Here is a 15017-nt window from a genome sequence, read left to right on the forward strand (position 1 = left end):
GCGATTTTCTTCGAGGCCCATATCCGGACGGATTACAGATCGCCAACATTGAGCGGGTATTTTTTCACGCTCGTCAAGTGACCCTCCGTCCCGAGAAGGCCTGATTTTTCGACCAGTACAGTCAATTTGCAAATGTGGAATTGAACCGCTTGGGGGTGAGTAATACCTACTGAATGCGAAAAACCATGAGATTATTGGTTTTTCATCCAATCAAAATCAGGTTTGATTTCAGGATTGCAACCAGCGCCACAAGGCCGAACAACAGATAAAGCCCCAGCGAAATTGCTATCCGTTTTTTCATCAGGCGGGCAAAGCTGTCGGCCATACTGTCGGGCGTTCGCCGCAGCCCCAGAATACCGGCGGCCATGCCGATGCCTGTGGCGGTGAATAGCGGCAGATACATCCAGTAGCCGATATAATCAAATTGCGGTTTGATCACATCGAATGGGCAGTGGTGGTGCGGTTGCTCGTAAATATAAGACGAAATCACCGACACAATCGCGGTGATCGAGATCACGAAGAACAGCGCACTGCCCAGCCCGTAGAACGCCTGTGCCACCCTGAACCGCATCGCCAGAAGGCCCAGCAGGACCATTGCCGCCAAGCCGCCAAACAGCAGGATCAGTGCGGGTTTGGGCGGCATTGATGACAGTTCCGCCGCCACGCCCCCGCCTTCGGGGATAAAGGCCAGCGAGCAACAGGAGGTGATCGTGTCGGTTTCCAGATTCAGGAAATAGGTCAGTTGCGTTCCCGCAGCCACCACCACCAGCGGGGCCAGCAACAGCAGGATGGTGTATTTCAGTTTTGTGAACGGGTAATCCGGCGCTTTGTTGTCGATCTGGTTGATCACCAGCCAGACCAGCGCCACAAAGAACACCGCCAGTTTCAGCAACAGCGCCGGAATGCCATAGGCGTTCACATTCAGCGTTCCCACCGCGCACATCGCCCCGACAAACATCACCGACATCTGGTCGGCGTTGGATACAAACAACAGCAGCGACGCCAGTTCCAGCAGCAGCACAAAGGCCAGCGCGGTGGACACCAGATAGGTGCGTTTTTCCATGTTGATCTGCAACGCATGCCCGCTGGAAGGCTGCCAATGGCGGAGCACCCTCAGGGCAAACCATGCTGCCCACAGCACCGTCAGCGCCGAGATCAGCGAGGCCAGAACAAGGGCCAGTATTGGGGGGTGAAAGATCATGTTGCGGCAATCCCGTCGTCAATCACGCGGCCATCTTCCATACCGATCACCCGATCCACCACATCGGCCTGCCAGATGCGCGGATCGTGGCTGGTGATGATCACCGATTTACCCTCGGTGCGCAGTTTTTCGACGATTTTCAGGAATTCGCCAACCAGCCGGGTGTCCAGATTTGCCGTTGGCTCGTCCGCGATCACATAGTCGGGGTTGTTGATCAGCGCCCGTGCGATTGCGACACGCTGGGCCTCGCCGCCCGACAGGTTTTCGACCTTCATGCCGGCTTTGTCGGCGATTTCGACATCGCCCAACAGGCGTTCGGCATTATCGCGCAATGTGCTGTATTTCAGGCCCAGCGGATAGGCGGGCAGCATTACGTTTTCCAGCACCGTCAGCCCGCGCACCAGATTGAACCGCTGGAATACAAAGCCGAATTTTTCCCGCCGGATTTCGGTCATGAATTTTTCCGGCAGCCCCGAAACCATTTTTCCTTCCAGATGGATACGCCCCACCGTAGGGCGAGACAAACAGCCGATCAATGTCAGCAGCGTGGTTTTGCCCGAGCCGCTTGGCCCCTTCAGCACCGTGGTCTGGTCCGCGCGGATTTGCAGGGTAATGTCGCGCAGGGCGAATACCTCGTTCACGCGGCCTTCGTTATAAACCTTGCTGACGTTATCAAGTTCAATCATCGCATCACCGCATCCGGGTCCGTCACCGCCGCGCGCCAGATCGGAATGATCGTCGCCGCCGTGTAGGGAACCACTGTAAAAAACGCCAAAGTCACCACCTGCAACACCTCGATATGCGGTTTCAGGTGAAAATCGGGATAGATCACGGCCCAGCCCTTAAGGACCTGTTCCAGCAATCCGGCCTGAAAGAAGAACACATGCCCATAGGCCAGCACCAGCCCCAGCAAAAACGCCCCTGCCGACACCAGCGCGCCTTCCCAGAACTTCATCGCCAGCACATCCGAGGTTTCCCAGCCGATCGCCTTCAGGATGCCGATTTCGCGGCGTTCCTCGCCGGACAGGCCGGCGGCCTTGTCAAAGGCAAAGATCACAAAGGCAACGATGGAGGCGCCCAGCAGGGCCAAAAGCAATCCCTCGCGCCACGAAAAAATCGACTGATAGGTGCGCAGAATGTCCGAGCGGGTCACAACCCGTGATCCGGGCACCCGCACGCCGATTTTGCCGATGATGGTCGGGATTTCACGCGCGTTACGGATGGTCAGGCCGATGTCGGTGAACACATCGTCGGGCAGTTGGAAAAATTTGCGAAAATCGGGTTCCGACATCAGCAGCAGATCGGCGCTGACCAATGCTGAATCCGACGACAGCCTGTCTTTGACCTTCAGGCGGAAAATCTCGCCGTAGTTGGCGCGCAGAAACAAATATTTGTCGCGGATCAGGCTGCGGTTGGCGACAATTCCCGGCCCGATGATAACCTCGCCCGGTTGCAACTGATGTTCGGCGTCACCCGATGGCGGCACCATCACCGTGTAATTGGCGCCGTTCACGGTGTCGTAATAATAGCCCCACAGCCGCCCTTCGGCATGACGCACCCCGCGGACATTCTGCAAAACCGGCACCCATTTGGCATTGATCAGGGCGTGCCGCCCCATCACCAGATTTTGCACCGTGGCCTCGGGCGCATCGGCCAGAACGGTCTTGGCCTCTTGCCGGATGGCCTGACCGAAAAACATCACCGAGGCCAGAATGAAAATCACCAGACAGTACACCGTAAACAGCACAAGGTTGCGCCCCTTGCGGCGCAGCATCGAATGCAAGGTGAAATCCATCAGGTATCTTTGACGGGTAAAGGATGTGTTCATTGTTGCACTCCGGTGCGTGGCGCAAAATTATGACGCGGCGGTGAAACCAGTGATCCTGACGGGAAATGGTCCAGCGACATGGGGTGATCCTGAAAGGCGGAATGCAAATCCGCCTGCGAGGGGTGGCGGGTATAGCGGGCCTCTGTGAACAGGGCCAGATCGGTCAACCCCAACTGCCCCACCAGCCGTGCGCGCGCCGCCAGCCCGTTATCGGTGCTGCTGTAGGCATGCACAAACAGGGCCACAACAGCGGCGCCCAGCAGCAACATCGCGCTGATCATCAGACTGGAAGGGCGGATGCTCATCCCCAATCAAACTTGCCTTCATCAAGGCCCAGCAGCATTTCCATGCTGGTGTCCTCGAAACGAAGGATCTTGATGGCGGCGTGATCGCGCATAAAGGCCTCGGCGTCGTACATATCGGGATGCGGCACCAGTTCATGCCCCATCGGCCCCAGCACATCCGAGCCGATCACATAAAGCGCCTGTTGCGCGTCAATCATTTCGGCGGCGTAATAGCCGGTGACACCCATGCCGGTGATCTGTTCGCGTTTGCGGCCACTGGCATATTTGGGCATGTCATACAGGTATTTGAAGAAATCCTTGGCCCCGTCGAAATGGTCGGCATGGCCGTCCTGAAACAGCACGGTCGCGGTCCAGTCGGGGTATCGTTCGGGGAACATGCCACAGACCGGGCAACGGTCGCGCGGGCCGGGTTTGGGCAGGTCGATAACGGGGGCAACGCCCGGTTTTTCCGTGGCCAAAGACGGCAGCGCAGGCAGCATCAGCATGGCGCTGGCGCCCAGTTGCAGCATATGGCGGCGGGTCGGGGATTTATGGTGGTTGCACATGGGCGGACCTTTTGGGAAATCGTTGCGGGTTTTGGAGGTGGGGTGCCGGTCGCCACAATCGGCACCCCTTTGGACAGATTTGTAAAACAGTTTGGCGGTTTAGTTGCCGTCTTGCATTTTCTGGGCCATATGTGCGCGCTTCTCGGCGCGGCGCTTGCGGATCATGATGGTATCCATCGCCTGATCCTTGTAGGCGGCAACCAGTGCTTCCTCGAAATTGATCAGCTGTGCGCCGGTTGCTTTTGCTTTGGCCTTGTCTGCAAAGGCCCATTTGCGGTTGGCTGTCATGGTGCCCATTTTGCCCGGCTGCAGGATGTATTGCGCATCCTCGACCTTGACCAATGGCTTGATTTCAGAGTCCGCACCGGCATCGCCAACCCAGATGTTTTTCGGGTTGCGATCAAGGTTCAGCGATAGCGAAATTGTCAAACAGCGGATCGAACAGGTTGCTTCCGATTTGTCATCCTCGTACTGGACAACGTGGCGTGTGTGGCTCCACTGGGTTGTGGACATGCCGCAATAGGCGCAGCGCTTGAATTTGGCCAGATCATCGGTCGAGGGATCAGGATCTGTGACCAGATGGCCTGTCAAACCGTGTTCGGCGGTCCAGACCCATGGCGGCACCATCTTCATTTCGGCACTGGCCGAGCTGGCAACAACCAACCCACCAGCAAGCATCGAAGTTGTGCCCATCAAAAAATTTCTACGTTCCATTTCAGTTTTCCTTTGTCTTTCATATCTTGGAAACTGTCACATCGGATCGCACCCAATCGGGCCGCGAATAGGCTGACAGTTGTTTTGAATTGTTAGATAGAAAGACCAAAGGGCGGCGCGCGCACCGGCTGGTTGAAATAGCGCCCGATAGAACGGGGGTGTTCGGTTTCGCTGGCCCAGATTATATCGATTGCGCCAGACAGGTCGGGTATGTTTTCCCGCGTCACGGAGGGGGGCATCAGGAACGAAGCCGTAGCGATCAGACATAGCGGGCATTTCACCCATGTTTTGCCTTCGCCACCCGATCCGTCAGGTCCATCCCCGTTCGGATAGATAATCTGGATGCCGTTCGGTGTGCAGATAACCATCGGACCAAAGGGAAATTCCTCAGACGATACGGATATGCGGCTGGATGCTGATGTATCGGCAAAAGATGTGTTGGTACCGACAATCAACAGGATCTGGGACAGGACAATAATGCCAGCCACAAAGCTGTTTAACCAGCGCCGATGGTAACGTTTGATATATGTCCGGTTACGGCCCAACATGCACCCCTTGTGATTCTTCCCGTCACTGCCGGCAAGATTACGCATATGGTATTCCTGTGTGCCAATACCGGCAACAGTTATCGCCCTAATGCTACAGCATGTCGCGGGGATCAGCGACTGTCGGAATATTAGTGGCCAATAGAGATGCGACAGAGTATACTGTTGCAGTACGCCACGGTTCCCATTAGTAATAGATATATAACTAAATTTCCGAGGCCCCATGCGTATCAGAAAATCTGCCGAAGATCGTAAAAGCGAGATTGAACAAACCGCTCTGGATCTTGCCTTCAAAATCGGCCCGTCACAGGTCACAACCGGCATGATTGCCAAAGAGTTGGGCCTGACCCAGCCCGCGATCTATCGGCATTACCCGAAGAAAGACGATATCTGGACCGCGATTGCTTTGCATCTGGGGGCGCAGATTGACGCAAATATCGCCGCATCCTCGCCCCCTGATCTTGCGCCTGTGGAGCGGTTGAAAAAACTGGTTCTGGGGCATTTGCGGGTGGTCAAGGAAAACCCCGCCTTGCCAGATTTTATGGTGCTTCGCGACAAAACGGACGGTCATATCGTGGTGCAAGATAGCATACAGGATGCGATGGTGGCCTTTCGGGTGGCCCTGGTATCAAACGTCAAGAACGCCATTAACGCTGGCCATTTTCGGGCTGATCTGGATGAAAATGATGCCGCAACCCTGATCTTTGGCGTCATTCAGAGTCTGGTTCTCCGAATGATGGTGACACGCAAACCCGCAATCCTGATGCAAGACGGGCCGCGTCTATTGTATCTGCAACTGACAGGCTTTGCCCCGACAGGAGAAAACCCATGAAAAGCGGTTTCAAACTGATTCTGATGACATTGCCACTGGTAGCTGTTGGCGTAGGTTTTGTTGCCTTCACAATCGCCACCAAACCGGCCCCCGCCCAAGAGGAAATCGCCGAACGCGCCACAGCCGTGCGGGTGATTACCGCCACCACAACCGCCGTTTCGCCGATGGTTTCCGGTTTCGGACTGGTCGCCCCCGCCCGCACCTTCGAGGCCATCCCGCAGGTGACCGGCACCGCCGAATACGTCAACCCGATGCTGAAAAAGGGTGATATCCTGCCCGAAGGCGCGCTGTTGGTGCGGCTATCGGCCAGTGATTACACGCTGGCTATCGCCCAGGCCAAAGCCAACATTCGCGCCGCCGAAGCCAAGCTGGCCGAAATCGCCGTATCCGAGGCCAATTTGCAAGCGGCGATGAAAATCGAAGAAGATACGCTGGCCCTGAAAGCCAGCGATCTGGAGCGGGTCGAGCGGCTTTATGCGGCGGGAACCGCCTCGCAATCCGCGCGGGACAACGCCAAGGCAGCCTATCTTGCGCAGCAGCAAAAACTGCAAAACCTGCAAAGCTCGGTCGCCTTGCTGCCCACCCAGAAACTGGTCCAAACCGAACAGATTGCCGTTTACAGGGCCACGCTGGCCACGGCAGAACTGAATTTGGCCCGCACCGAATTACGTCTGCCCTTTGCGGCGCGTGTGTCTATGGTCAATGTCGAGGTGGGCCAACTGGTGCGCATTGGTGTTTCGGTGGCCAGTTTTGACGGCATTGCCGCCGCCGAAATCGAGGCACAGGTGCCCGCAGCGGATTTGTTGCGGCTGTTTCGCCCGAAATCCTCGGATGAACCGGTTATCGCGCTTAACCCTTCGGCGGTTTCCGAAGTCATGTCCGGTCTGGAGCTGAAGGCCACGGTTCAACTGAAACTGGGTGATACCCTTGTGGAATGGCCCGCCTCTCTGGACCGGATCAGCAACACGATCGACCCGAAAACCGGCACCGTCGGCATGATTGTGCGCGTTGACAATGCCTATACCACTGCCGAACTGGGCCGCCGCCCCCCGCTGACCAAAGGCATGTTCGTCAAGGCCACGCTGAACGCCCGCCCGGTTGACGGCATCGTCATCCCGCGCAGTGCCCTGCGGAACGGGCAGTTGATGATTGCAAGTGCTGACAGCCGGCTGGAACTGCGCCCGATCACCCCCTATCTGGTGCAGGACGGCATCGCCCTGATCACGGACGGGGTGGAAGATGGCGAAAAGATTGTGGTCAGCACACCAATTCCGCTGGTCGAGGGCATGTTGCTGTCACTGCATCCCGATACCACACTGATGGAAACACTGGCCAAGGCGGGTTCGGCAAAATGATCCGTTTTTTCGCTGCCCACCCGACAATATCGAACCTGTTGATGATCCTGCTGCTGTTGTCCGGCCTGGCGGTCGGTCCGCAATTGCTGCGCGAAACCTTTCCGCGCAAGGCCCCCAGCCGCGTCGAGGTCACCGTGCCCTATCCCGGCGCGCGCCCCGAAGATGTGGAAACCGCGATCTGCGAGCGGATCGAAAATGCACTGGACGCTGTCACCGGCATTGACCGCCATTCCTGCGAGGCCCGCGAAGGGCTGGCCCGCGCCGAGGTGCGGATGCTGGAAGGGGGCGATTTCCAGACCTTCGTGGCCGACGTGAAATCCGAAGTCGAAGCCATCTCCGATTTTCCCGACCGTGCCGAGGATGTGCGCACGCGCGCCCTTGGCCTGACCGATTTTGTCGCTTCGGTTTCAATCACCGGCCCCAAATCCCGCGTTGACCTGAAGGATTACGCCGAGGATGTGCGCACCCGTATGCTGCGCTGGGGCGGCATTCCGATTGTCACAGTCAAGGGGTTTTCCACCCGCGAATTGCGGGTCGGGCTGGATACGGTGGCCTTGCAGAAATACGGGTTTTCCGTTGCCGATGTGGCCCGCACCATTCAGGGCGGATCGCTTGACCTGCCTTCGGGCACACTGGAAGCCGATGACGAAACCCTGCTGGTGCGCGTCACCGAGGAACGCCGCGATGTCGAAAGCCTGTCCAATCTGATCATCCGCTCTGCCGCCAATGGCGGGCAGGTGCGGTTGGGTGAGGTGGCCGAAATCAGCGAACGCTTTGCACTGGCTGACGACCGTATTCTGTTTGATGGCGAACTGGCTGCGGTGCTGGACATCAACAAAACCCGCGCCGAAGATACCCTTGAAGTAATCGACGAGGTGGCCAAATTCCTGGACGCCGAACGTCAGGCCGCGCCCCCGGGCGTGGTGTTGGAAATCACCGCCGATGCGGCCTCGGTTGTGCGCGACCGGTTGATGCTGGTGATCGTCAACGGGTTGCAGGGGCTGGGGCTGGTGTTTCTGGTGCTGTGGCTGTTCTTCGGTTTCCGCTTTTCCTTCTGGGTGGCGATGGGGCTGCCGGTATCCTTCATGGGCGGCATCGCCATCATGTGGTTTGTCGGCTATTCCCTGAACCTGATGACCACGCTGGGCCTGTTGATCGTGATCGGCCTGCTGATGGATGACGCTATCGTCATTTCCGAAAACATCGCCCGCCTGCGCGAAAAGGGGCTCGAGCCGCTGGAAGCCGCCGTCAAAGGCGCGCAACAGGTGTTCCTGAACGTGCTGGCGTCCTTTGCCACCACCGCGATGATCTTTGGCTCGCTGGCGTTCCTGTCCGGTGATCTGGGGGCGGTGCTGCGTGTGGTGCCGGTGGTGATGCTGTTCGTGCTGATGATTTCACTGATCGAGGCCTTCCTGATCCTGCCGCACCACCTGATCCATACGCTGGAAATGCAGCACAAACCCGGCGGCGTGCGGGCGCGTGTGGAAAAGGCGATGAATTACACCCGCGAAAATCTGGTCGGGCCGCTGGTCGATCTGACTATCCGCTGGCGCTATGTCACGGCGGGATTGGCCTTTGCGGTGTTGCTGGCCGCAGTCGGGATGCTGACCGGCGGCTATCTGAAGTTTACCGCCTTTCCCGAACTGGACGGCGATACCATCGTGGCGCGGGTTCTGTTGCCGCAGGGCACCCCGCTGGCCCGCACCGAAGCGGTGGTCGAAACGCTGGTCAAGGGGATCGAGCAGACCAACCGGGATATGTCGCCGATGCAACCGGACGGGGCCGAATTGATCCGCCATGTTTCGGTGTTCTTCGGTGAAAACCGCGATTCTTTTGAAACCGGCGCCCATGTGGCCACTGTCAGCGTTGATTTGTTGCCCTCGGCCGAGCGTATCAGCCGCCCGGACGACATCATGGCCCACTGGCGCGGAATTGTCGGCGATCTGCCGGATGTGATCAGCCTGAAATACGCCGAAGCCACCATCGGCCCCGCCGGTATCGCCATTGACCTGCGCCTGAAGGGTGACAATCTGGTTGATCTCAAAAATGCCGCGATCGAATTGCAGGACTGGGTCTGGACCTACAAGGGCGTCACATCCGTGCTGGACGACCTGCGGCCGGGCAAACGCGAGTTGCGCATCCACCTGAACGATCAGGCCGCGCCGATGGGTATCACCGCCGCCCTGATTGCCGACCAGTTGCGCGCCGCCTATTTTGGCACCACGGTCAGCGAAATGCAGGTGAACGGCCAATCGCTCGAGGTCACGGCCATCCTGTCGGAAGAGGACCGCCGCAGCTATACCGAATTTGACGATTTCGTCATCACCCGCGCGGATGGCACCTATGTGCCCCTTAACGTGGTCGCGGATATCGAGGTCGATCAGGGCTATAGCCGGATCAACCACGAAGACGGTGTGCGCGCGGTCACTGTTCAAGGCACCATCGACACCCGCATCGCCAATTCCAGCGCCATCGTCAGTGACACCCTGAAACGGTTCATCCCCGATTTGCTGCAACGCTATCCCAGCGTATCGCTGGATGTTGAAGGCCAGCGGGCCGAGGCCGAAAAGACCCAGAAATCAATGGTCAAAGGGTTTCTTGTCGGTCTAGTCGGGGTGTTCCTGTTGCTCAGTTTCCTGTTTCGATCCTATGTCGAACCGCTGGTGGTGATGCTGATCATTCCGCTGTCGCTGGCCGGGTCGATCTTTGGCCATATGATCATGGGGCTGAATTTCTCGATGCCCAGTATGCTGGGCTTTGTGGCACTGGCAGGGGTTGTGGTGAACAACTCGATCCTGCTGGTGGATTTCGTCAAACACGAACACGGCGAGGCCCTGACGGTTGCACATGCAGCATCACTTGCGGCACGGGCGCGGTTCAGGGCGATCTTTCTGACCTCGATCACAACCATTGTCGGATTGCTGCCGATCCTGCTGGAAACCAGCCTGCAAGCGCAAATTCTGATCCCGCTGGTAACAAGCCTTGCCTTTGGTCTGTTGTCGGCCGGTCTGATCGTGCTGTTCGTTCTACCTGCAATCTATTCCATACTGGACGACATGGGCCTAAGCACATTGGCGCGCGAAAGGAAGATGGCAGCACAGCAGGGGTAGACTGATTTTTTGCCTTGTCTCGGTTTTCACCTGTCTCTATTAGGGAAAAAATTGCCTTGAAAGAGGTATAGAGCGGCAACCCTGTCTGACGTTTTTTCATCGTGGAAAACTGGTTCTGTCGGGAAGATATACTTCGGACGCCGGATGCTCTTATCGTTTCTGCGAAACGGCTGCCGCCCAGCAATTTTATCTAAAGATGGTTGGCCTTTCAAACGAAAGGCCTGTGGTGCTGCCGGGGAGATTCGAACTCCCGACCTCTCCCTTACCAAGGGAGTGCTCTACCCCTGAGCTACGGCAGCATCGGTTCTGGCGGGTGAATAGGGGTATTTTCAGTTTGGTGCAAGCGCAATCTGGACCCTTTTTGCACCCTGCTGTAGAGAAGGTGATATGACGACTGAAAAGAGCAAAGATAGCAAGGCCACAGCACGCGCCCAAAAGGAGGCACGGCTGAAGGCGGCATTAAAGGCCAATATGGCGAGGCGCAAGGCGCAGGTGCGGGGGCGCAAGGCTCCGGCCGCGTCCGATAGTAAGGCAGAGTAGGGCAGTAATCATGGATTCAATTGTTGTAACAGGTGGCGGGGCGTTAAACGGACAGATCCCGATTGCGGGGGCGAAAAATGCCTGTCTGACGCTGATGCCGGCGACCCTGTTGTCGGAAGAACCGCTAACCCTGACCAACGCACCGCGCCTGTCGGATATCAAGACAATGACCGCCCTGCTGGAATCGCTGGGGGCCGAGGTTTCGGCGCTGGCCGATGGCAGTGTGATTGCCATGTCCAGCCACGAGGCCAATAATCCGGTCGCGGACTATGAAATCGTGCGCAAGATGCGGGCCTCGAACCTTGTGCTGGGGCCATTGTTGGCGCGACATGGTCATGCGGTGGTGTCGATGCCCGGCGGTTGTGCGATTGGCGCACGGCCAATGGATTTGCACATTCACGGGCTCGAGGCACTGGGCGCCGAGATCGAATTGAAAGAGGGCTATCTGCATGCCAAGGCGGCCAAGGGGCTGAAGGGTGCGCAGATCGAGTTGCGCTTTGCTTCGGTCGGGGCGACGGAAAACATTCTGATGGCCGCGACATTGGCCAAGGGCACGACCGTTCTGAAAAACGCGGCGCGCGAGCCGGAAATCATTGATCTGGCCACCTGCCTGCGGGCGATGGGCGCACAGATCGAAGGCGATGGCACCGAAACCATCACCATTCAGGGCGTGGACCGTTTGCACGGCGCAACCCATCCGGTGCTGCCCGACCGGATCGAACTGGGCACCTACATGCTGGCCCCTGCAATCGCCGGTGGCGAGGTGGAACTGCTGGGCGGGCGGATTGATCTGCTGACATCCTTTTGCGAGAAACTGGACGAGGCGGGCATTTCCGTAACCGAAACCGACAAGGGCCTGAAAGTGGCGCGGCGCAATGGCCAGATAAAAGCCGTGAACGTCAGGACCGAGGTTTTCCCCGGCTTCCCGACCGATCTGCAAGCGCAGATGATGGCGCTGCTCTGCACGGCGGACGGGGTCAGCGTGCTGGAGGAAACCATCTTTGAAAACCGTTTCATGCACGCGCCGGAACTGGTGCGCATGGGCGCGCAGATTGATGTGCAGGGCGGCCATGCCACTGTGACAGGGGTTGAGCGACTGAAGGGCGCACAGGTGATGGCGACCGATCTGCGGGCCTCGGTTTCGCTGATACTGGCGGGGCTGGCTGCCGAAGGGGAAACTGTTGTCAGCCGCGTTTACCATCTGGACCGCGGATATGAGCATGTGGTGCGTAAATTCCAGGGGATTGGCGCCAAAATAGAACGGATCAAAAACAATGGCTGAAGACGCGAAATTCGAAGACGGCGGCGAAAAACCCCTGCGCCTGCGGGCCGAGGACACAGATGATCTGGCCGTGATTGCCGCATTGGCGCAGGACGCCGTGTTTCCAGCCAGCGAAATGACGTGGGACAGGGCGCAGCGCCGCTTTGCCATTCTGCTGAACCGGTTCCGTTGGGAGGATTTGCCAAAGGCCGAGGCCCGCAAGCGCCCCTACGAGCGGGTGCAGGCGGTGCTTGTGGTCAGTGATGTTTTGAAGGTGCAATCCCAAGGGGTTGAACGTGGTGACAAGGATCTGATCCTGTCGCTGTTGTCGATTGATTTCGAGGCCGGCGAGGATGGCGCGGGTCGCGTGATCCTGACCTTTGCCGGTGACGGCGCCATTGCGCTGGATGTCGAGTGTCTGGATGTCGCCCTAAAAGATGTGACACGCCCCTATATCGCCCCTTCCAGACATGTTCCGAAACACCCGGAGTAGGCCAATGCCGATTTTCCTGAACACCACTGACACCGATTTCGAGGCGGCTTTTGCCGCCTTCCTGACCACCAAACGCGAGGATTCGCCGGATGTGGACGCCGTTGTGGCCGACATCATCGCCGACGTGCGCGCCCGTGGCGATGCGGCGGTGATCGAGCTGACCGCGAAATTCGACCGGCTGGAGCTGACGCCGCAGACGCTTGCCTTTACGCCCGAAGAAATCGAGACGGAATGCGCCAAAGTTTCCGCAGAGGACCGCGCGGCGCTGGAACTGGCGGCGGAACGCATCCGCGCCTATCACGCCCGCCAGATGCCCGAAGACGCCAGTTGGCAGGACGACACCGGCGCGACACTGGGCTGGCGCTGGGGGCCGGTTTCGGCGGCGGGGCTGTATGTGCCCGGCGGGCTGGCCTCTTATCCGTCCAGCGTGCTGATGAACGCGATACCGGCCAAGGTGGCAGGGGTCGAACGGCTGGCCATTGCCGTGCCCACGCCCGATGGCATCTGCAACCCGCTGGTGCTGCTGGCCGCGCGGATTGCGGGGGTGGACGAAATTTATCGCATCGGCGGGGCGCAGGCGATTGCCGCGCTGGCCTATGGCACCGAAACCATTGCGCCGGTGGACAAGATCACCGGCCCGGGCAATGCCTTTGTTGCCGCTGCAAAACGGCGGGTATTCGGCAAGGTCGGGATTGATATGATCGCCGGTCCCAGCGAAATTCTGGTGATCGCGGACCGCAACAACGAACCGGACTGGATCGCGGTGGATTTGCTGTCACAAGCCGAACATGACGAAAGCGCGCAATCCATTCTGATCACTGATAACGCCGATTTCGGGCAGGCGGTGACGGCGGCGGTTGAAAAGCGGCTTGAAACGCTGGAACGCCGCCAGATCGCAGGCAAAAGCTGGCGTGATTTCGGTGCGGTGATCGTGGTGCAGGACATGGCCGAGGCCGTGGTCCTGTCCGACCGGATCGCGCCCGAGCATCTGGAACTCTGCGTGGCGGATGCCGACGCGATGGCTGTGCAGGTGAAACACGCCGGCGCGATTTTCATCGGCGCCTGGACCCCCGAAGCGATCGGCGATTACGTTGGCGGGCCAAACCACGTTCTGCCCACCGCCCGTTCGGCGCGGTTCTCCTCGGGCCTATCAGTGATGGATTTCGTCAAACGCACCACGCTATCAAAAATGACCCCGCAGGCACTGGCCGCCATCGGCCCCGCCGCCGAACGGTTGGCGATTTCCGAAAGCCTCGAGGCGCATGGATTGTCGGTACGGGCGCGACTGGACAGATTGAACGAGACATGACCAACCGCATCAGCCATATCGAGATCGACGATTCCGGCCTGCCTGCGCCCACGCCCGAAATCGAGCAGGAACGCAAGGTGGCGGTGTTCGATCTGCTTGAGGAAAACAGCTTTGCCCTGCCGGCCCGCGGCGACAAGGTGCCGCCAGAGGGGCCTTACCGGCTGACCCTGGCCATTCGCGAGCGGCGGCTGGTGATGGATGTCACCACCGAGGATGCGCAGAAAGCAGGGGAATTCCACCTGTCGCTGGGACCGTTCCGGCAGGTGGTGAAGGATTACTTCATGATCTGCGAAAGCTATTTCGACGCGGTGAAAAAGCTGCCCCCCAGCCAGATCGAGACCATCGACATGGCCCGGCGCGGTATCCATGACGAAGGTGGGCGGGTGTTGCAGGAACGGCTGGACGGCAAGGCGATTGTCGATATCGACACCGCGCGCCGCCTGTTTACCCTGATCTGTGTCCTGCATTTCGGCGGGCAGTGATGGCGGGCGATCTTCCTTCTTCTGTGCTGTTTTGCTGCGACCATAACGCGGTGCGCTCGCCAATGGCCGAGGGGATGATGAAACAGATGTACGGGCAGGAAATCTATGTGCAGTCGGCCGGTGTGAAAAGCGATCTTGAGATCGACGGTTTTGCCATTGCGGTTTGTCAGGAAATCGGGGTCGAACTGTCGCGCCACCGCTCGCGTTCCTTTGACGATATGCAGGAATGGGGCGATGATCTGTCGGGCTATGATCTGGTGGTCTGCCTGTCGCCCGCCAGCCAGCGCCGCGCGCTGGATCTGACGCGGTTTTACCATCTCGAGGTCGAATACTGGCCGGTGCTGGACCCGACCGGTCTGGGCGAGGGGCGCGAGGCAAAGCTGATGTCCTATCGCCAGACCCGCGACCAGATCAGGGCCAAACTGCTGGACCGTTTCGGCCCGCCTGTGGAAGACGCGGAATAAGGGGCGAAAAGCTGGATTTTTTTCCTTTCCCCC

The 15017-nt window shown here is 58.7% G+C and carries 16 protein-coding genes and 1 tRNA gene; 9 read left to right on the top strand and 8 right to left on the bottom strand.

The genetic code is table 11. From position 1 onward, the window contains the following. Positions 1 to 202: 202 nt before the first annotated feature. From BAR1_RS04515 to BAR1_RS04545, 7 genes are all read right to left on the bottom strand, one after another. A complete protein-coding gene (locus tag BAR1_RS04515) occupies positions 203 to 1201 on the bottom strand; it encodes a hypothetical protein (RefSeq protein WP_118941920.1) in 999 nt (332 codons plus the stop codon). Continuing rightward, complete coding sequence (locus BAR1_RS04520; RefSeq protein ID WP_118941921.1) at positions 1198 to 1887, bottom strand: ABC transporter ATP-binding protein; 690 nt, start codon at positions 1885 to 1887, stop codon at positions 1198 to 1200. The genes BAR1_RS04515 and BAR1_RS04520 overlap by 4 nt, the downstream gene beginning before the upstream one ends. Then, entirely contained in the window at positions 1884 to 3029 is a 1146-nt protein-coding gene (locus tag BAR1_RS04525; protein ID WP_118941922.1) for an ABC transporter permease, read from the bottom strand. The genes BAR1_RS04520 and BAR1_RS04525 overlap by 4 nt, the downstream gene beginning before the upstream one ends. Continuing rightward, positions 3026 to 3334 (bottom strand): hypothetical protein, encoded by a 309-nt coding sequence (locus BAR1_RS04530; RefSeq protein ID WP_118941923.1) that lies wholly within the window; start codon positions 3332 to 3334, stop codon positions 3026 to 3028. The genes BAR1_RS04525 and BAR1_RS04530 overlap by 4 nt, the downstream gene beginning before the upstream one ends. Further along, entirely contained in the window at positions 3331 to 3879 is a 549-nt protein-coding gene (locus BAR1_RS04535) for a nitrous oxide reductase accessory protein NosL (protein WP_228408732.1), read from the bottom strand. The genes BAR1_RS04530 and BAR1_RS04535 overlap by 4 nt, the downstream gene beginning before the upstream one ends. Before the next feature lie 99 nt (positions 3880 to 3978). Continuing rightward, a complete protein-coding gene (locus BAR1_RS04540; protein ID WP_118941924.1) occupies positions 3979 to 4593 on the bottom strand; it encodes a nitrous oxide reductase accessory protein NosL in 615 nt (204 codons plus the stop codon). 92 nt (positions 4594 to 4685) lie between these two features. Beyond that, entirely contained in the window at positions 4686 to 5186 is a 501-nt protein-coding gene (locus tag BAR1_RS04545; RefSeq protein WP_118941925.1) for a DUF2946 domain-containing protein, read from the bottom strand. 175 nt (positions 5187 to 5361) lie between these two features. On the opposite strand from BAR1_RS04545, the gene BAR1_RS04550 reads away from it, so the two are divergent. From BAR1_RS04550 to BAR1_RS04560, 3 genes are read left to right on the top strand one after another with little or no spacing between them, the layout of a single operon-like run. Then, entirely contained in the window at positions 5362 to 5970 is a 609-nt protein-coding gene (locus BAR1_RS04550) for a TetR/AcrR family transcriptional regulator (protein WP_118941926.1), read from the top strand. Next, on the top strand, positions 5967 to 7325 hold the full coding sequence (locus BAR1_RS04555) for an efflux RND transporter periplasmic adaptor subunit (RefSeq protein ID WP_118941927.1): 1359 nt from the start codon (positions 5967 to 5969) through the stop codon (positions 7323 to 7325). Before BAR1_RS04550 ends, BAR1_RS04555 begins: the two co-directional genes overlap by 4 nt. Continuing rightward, on the top strand, positions 7322 to 10435 hold the full coding sequence (locus BAR1_RS04560; RefSeq protein WP_118941928.1) for an efflux RND transporter permease subunit: 3114 nt from the start codon (positions 7322 to 7324) through the stop codon (positions 10433 to 10435). The genes BAR1_RS04555 and BAR1_RS04560 overlap by 4 nt, the downstream gene beginning before the upstream one ends. Positions 10436 to 10659: 224 nt before the next feature. Here the strand turns inward: BAR1_RS04560 and BAR1_RS04565 are convergent. Beyond that, a tRNA-Thr gene (locus BAR1_RS04565) sits at positions 10660 to 10734 on the bottom strand. Positions 10735 to 10822: 88 nt separating this feature from the next. On the opposite strand from BAR1_RS04565, the gene BAR1_RS17900 reads away from it, so the two are divergent. Genes BAR1_RS17900 through BAR1_RS04590 form a run of 6 tightly spaced genes read left to right on the top strand, consistent with a single transcriptional unit; the run spans position 10823 to position 14984 of the window. Then, a complete protein-coding gene (locus BAR1_RS17900) occupies positions 10823 to 10975 on the top strand; it encodes a hypothetical protein (RefSeq protein WP_162891671.1) in 153 nt (50 codons plus the stop codon). A 10-nt stretch (positions 10976 to 10985) separates the two neighbouring features. After that, entirely contained in the window at positions 10986 to 12257 is a 1272-nt protein-coding gene (gene murA, locus BAR1_RS04570) for a UDP-N-acetylglucosamine 1-carboxyvinyltransferase (RefSeq protein ID WP_118941929.1), read from the top strand. Further along, positions 12250 to 12729: a DUF2948 family protein gene (locus BAR1_RS04575; RefSeq protein WP_118941930.1), complete on the top strand. Its 480-nt coding sequence runs from the start codon at positions 12250 to 12252 to the stop codon at positions 12727 to 12729. Before murA ends, BAR1_RS04575 begins: the two co-directional genes overlap by 8 nt. 4 nt (positions 12730 to 12733) lie before the next feature. Further along, positions 12734 to 14038, top strand: a complete 1305-nt coding sequence (gene hisD, locus BAR1_RS04580; RefSeq protein WP_118941931.1) for a histidinol dehydrogenase — start codon at positions 12734 to 12736, stop codon at positions 14036 to 14038. Beyond that, positions 14035 to 14520 (top strand): UPF0262 family protein, encoded by a 486-nt coding sequence (locus tag BAR1_RS04585; RefSeq protein ID WP_118941932.1) that lies wholly within the window; start codon positions 14035 to 14037, stop codon positions 14518 to 14520. The genes hisD and BAR1_RS04585 overlap by 4 nt, the downstream gene beginning before the upstream one ends. Next, positions 14520 to 14984, top strand: a complete 465-nt coding sequence (locus BAR1_RS04590) for an arsenate-mycothiol transferase ArsC (protein ID WP_118941933.1) — start codon at positions 14520 to 14522, stop codon at positions 14982 to 14984. The genes BAR1_RS04585 and BAR1_RS04590 overlap by 1 nt, the downstream gene beginning before the upstream one ends. Positions 14985 to 15017: the final 33 nt, after the last annotated feature.

Origin of the sequence: Profundibacter amoris (assembly GCF_003544895.1) — a bacterium.
In the GTDB taxonomy this organism is placed as follows: Bacteria; Pseudomonadota; Alphaproteobacteria; order Rhodobacterales; family Rhodobacteraceae; genus Profundibacter; species Profundibacter amoris.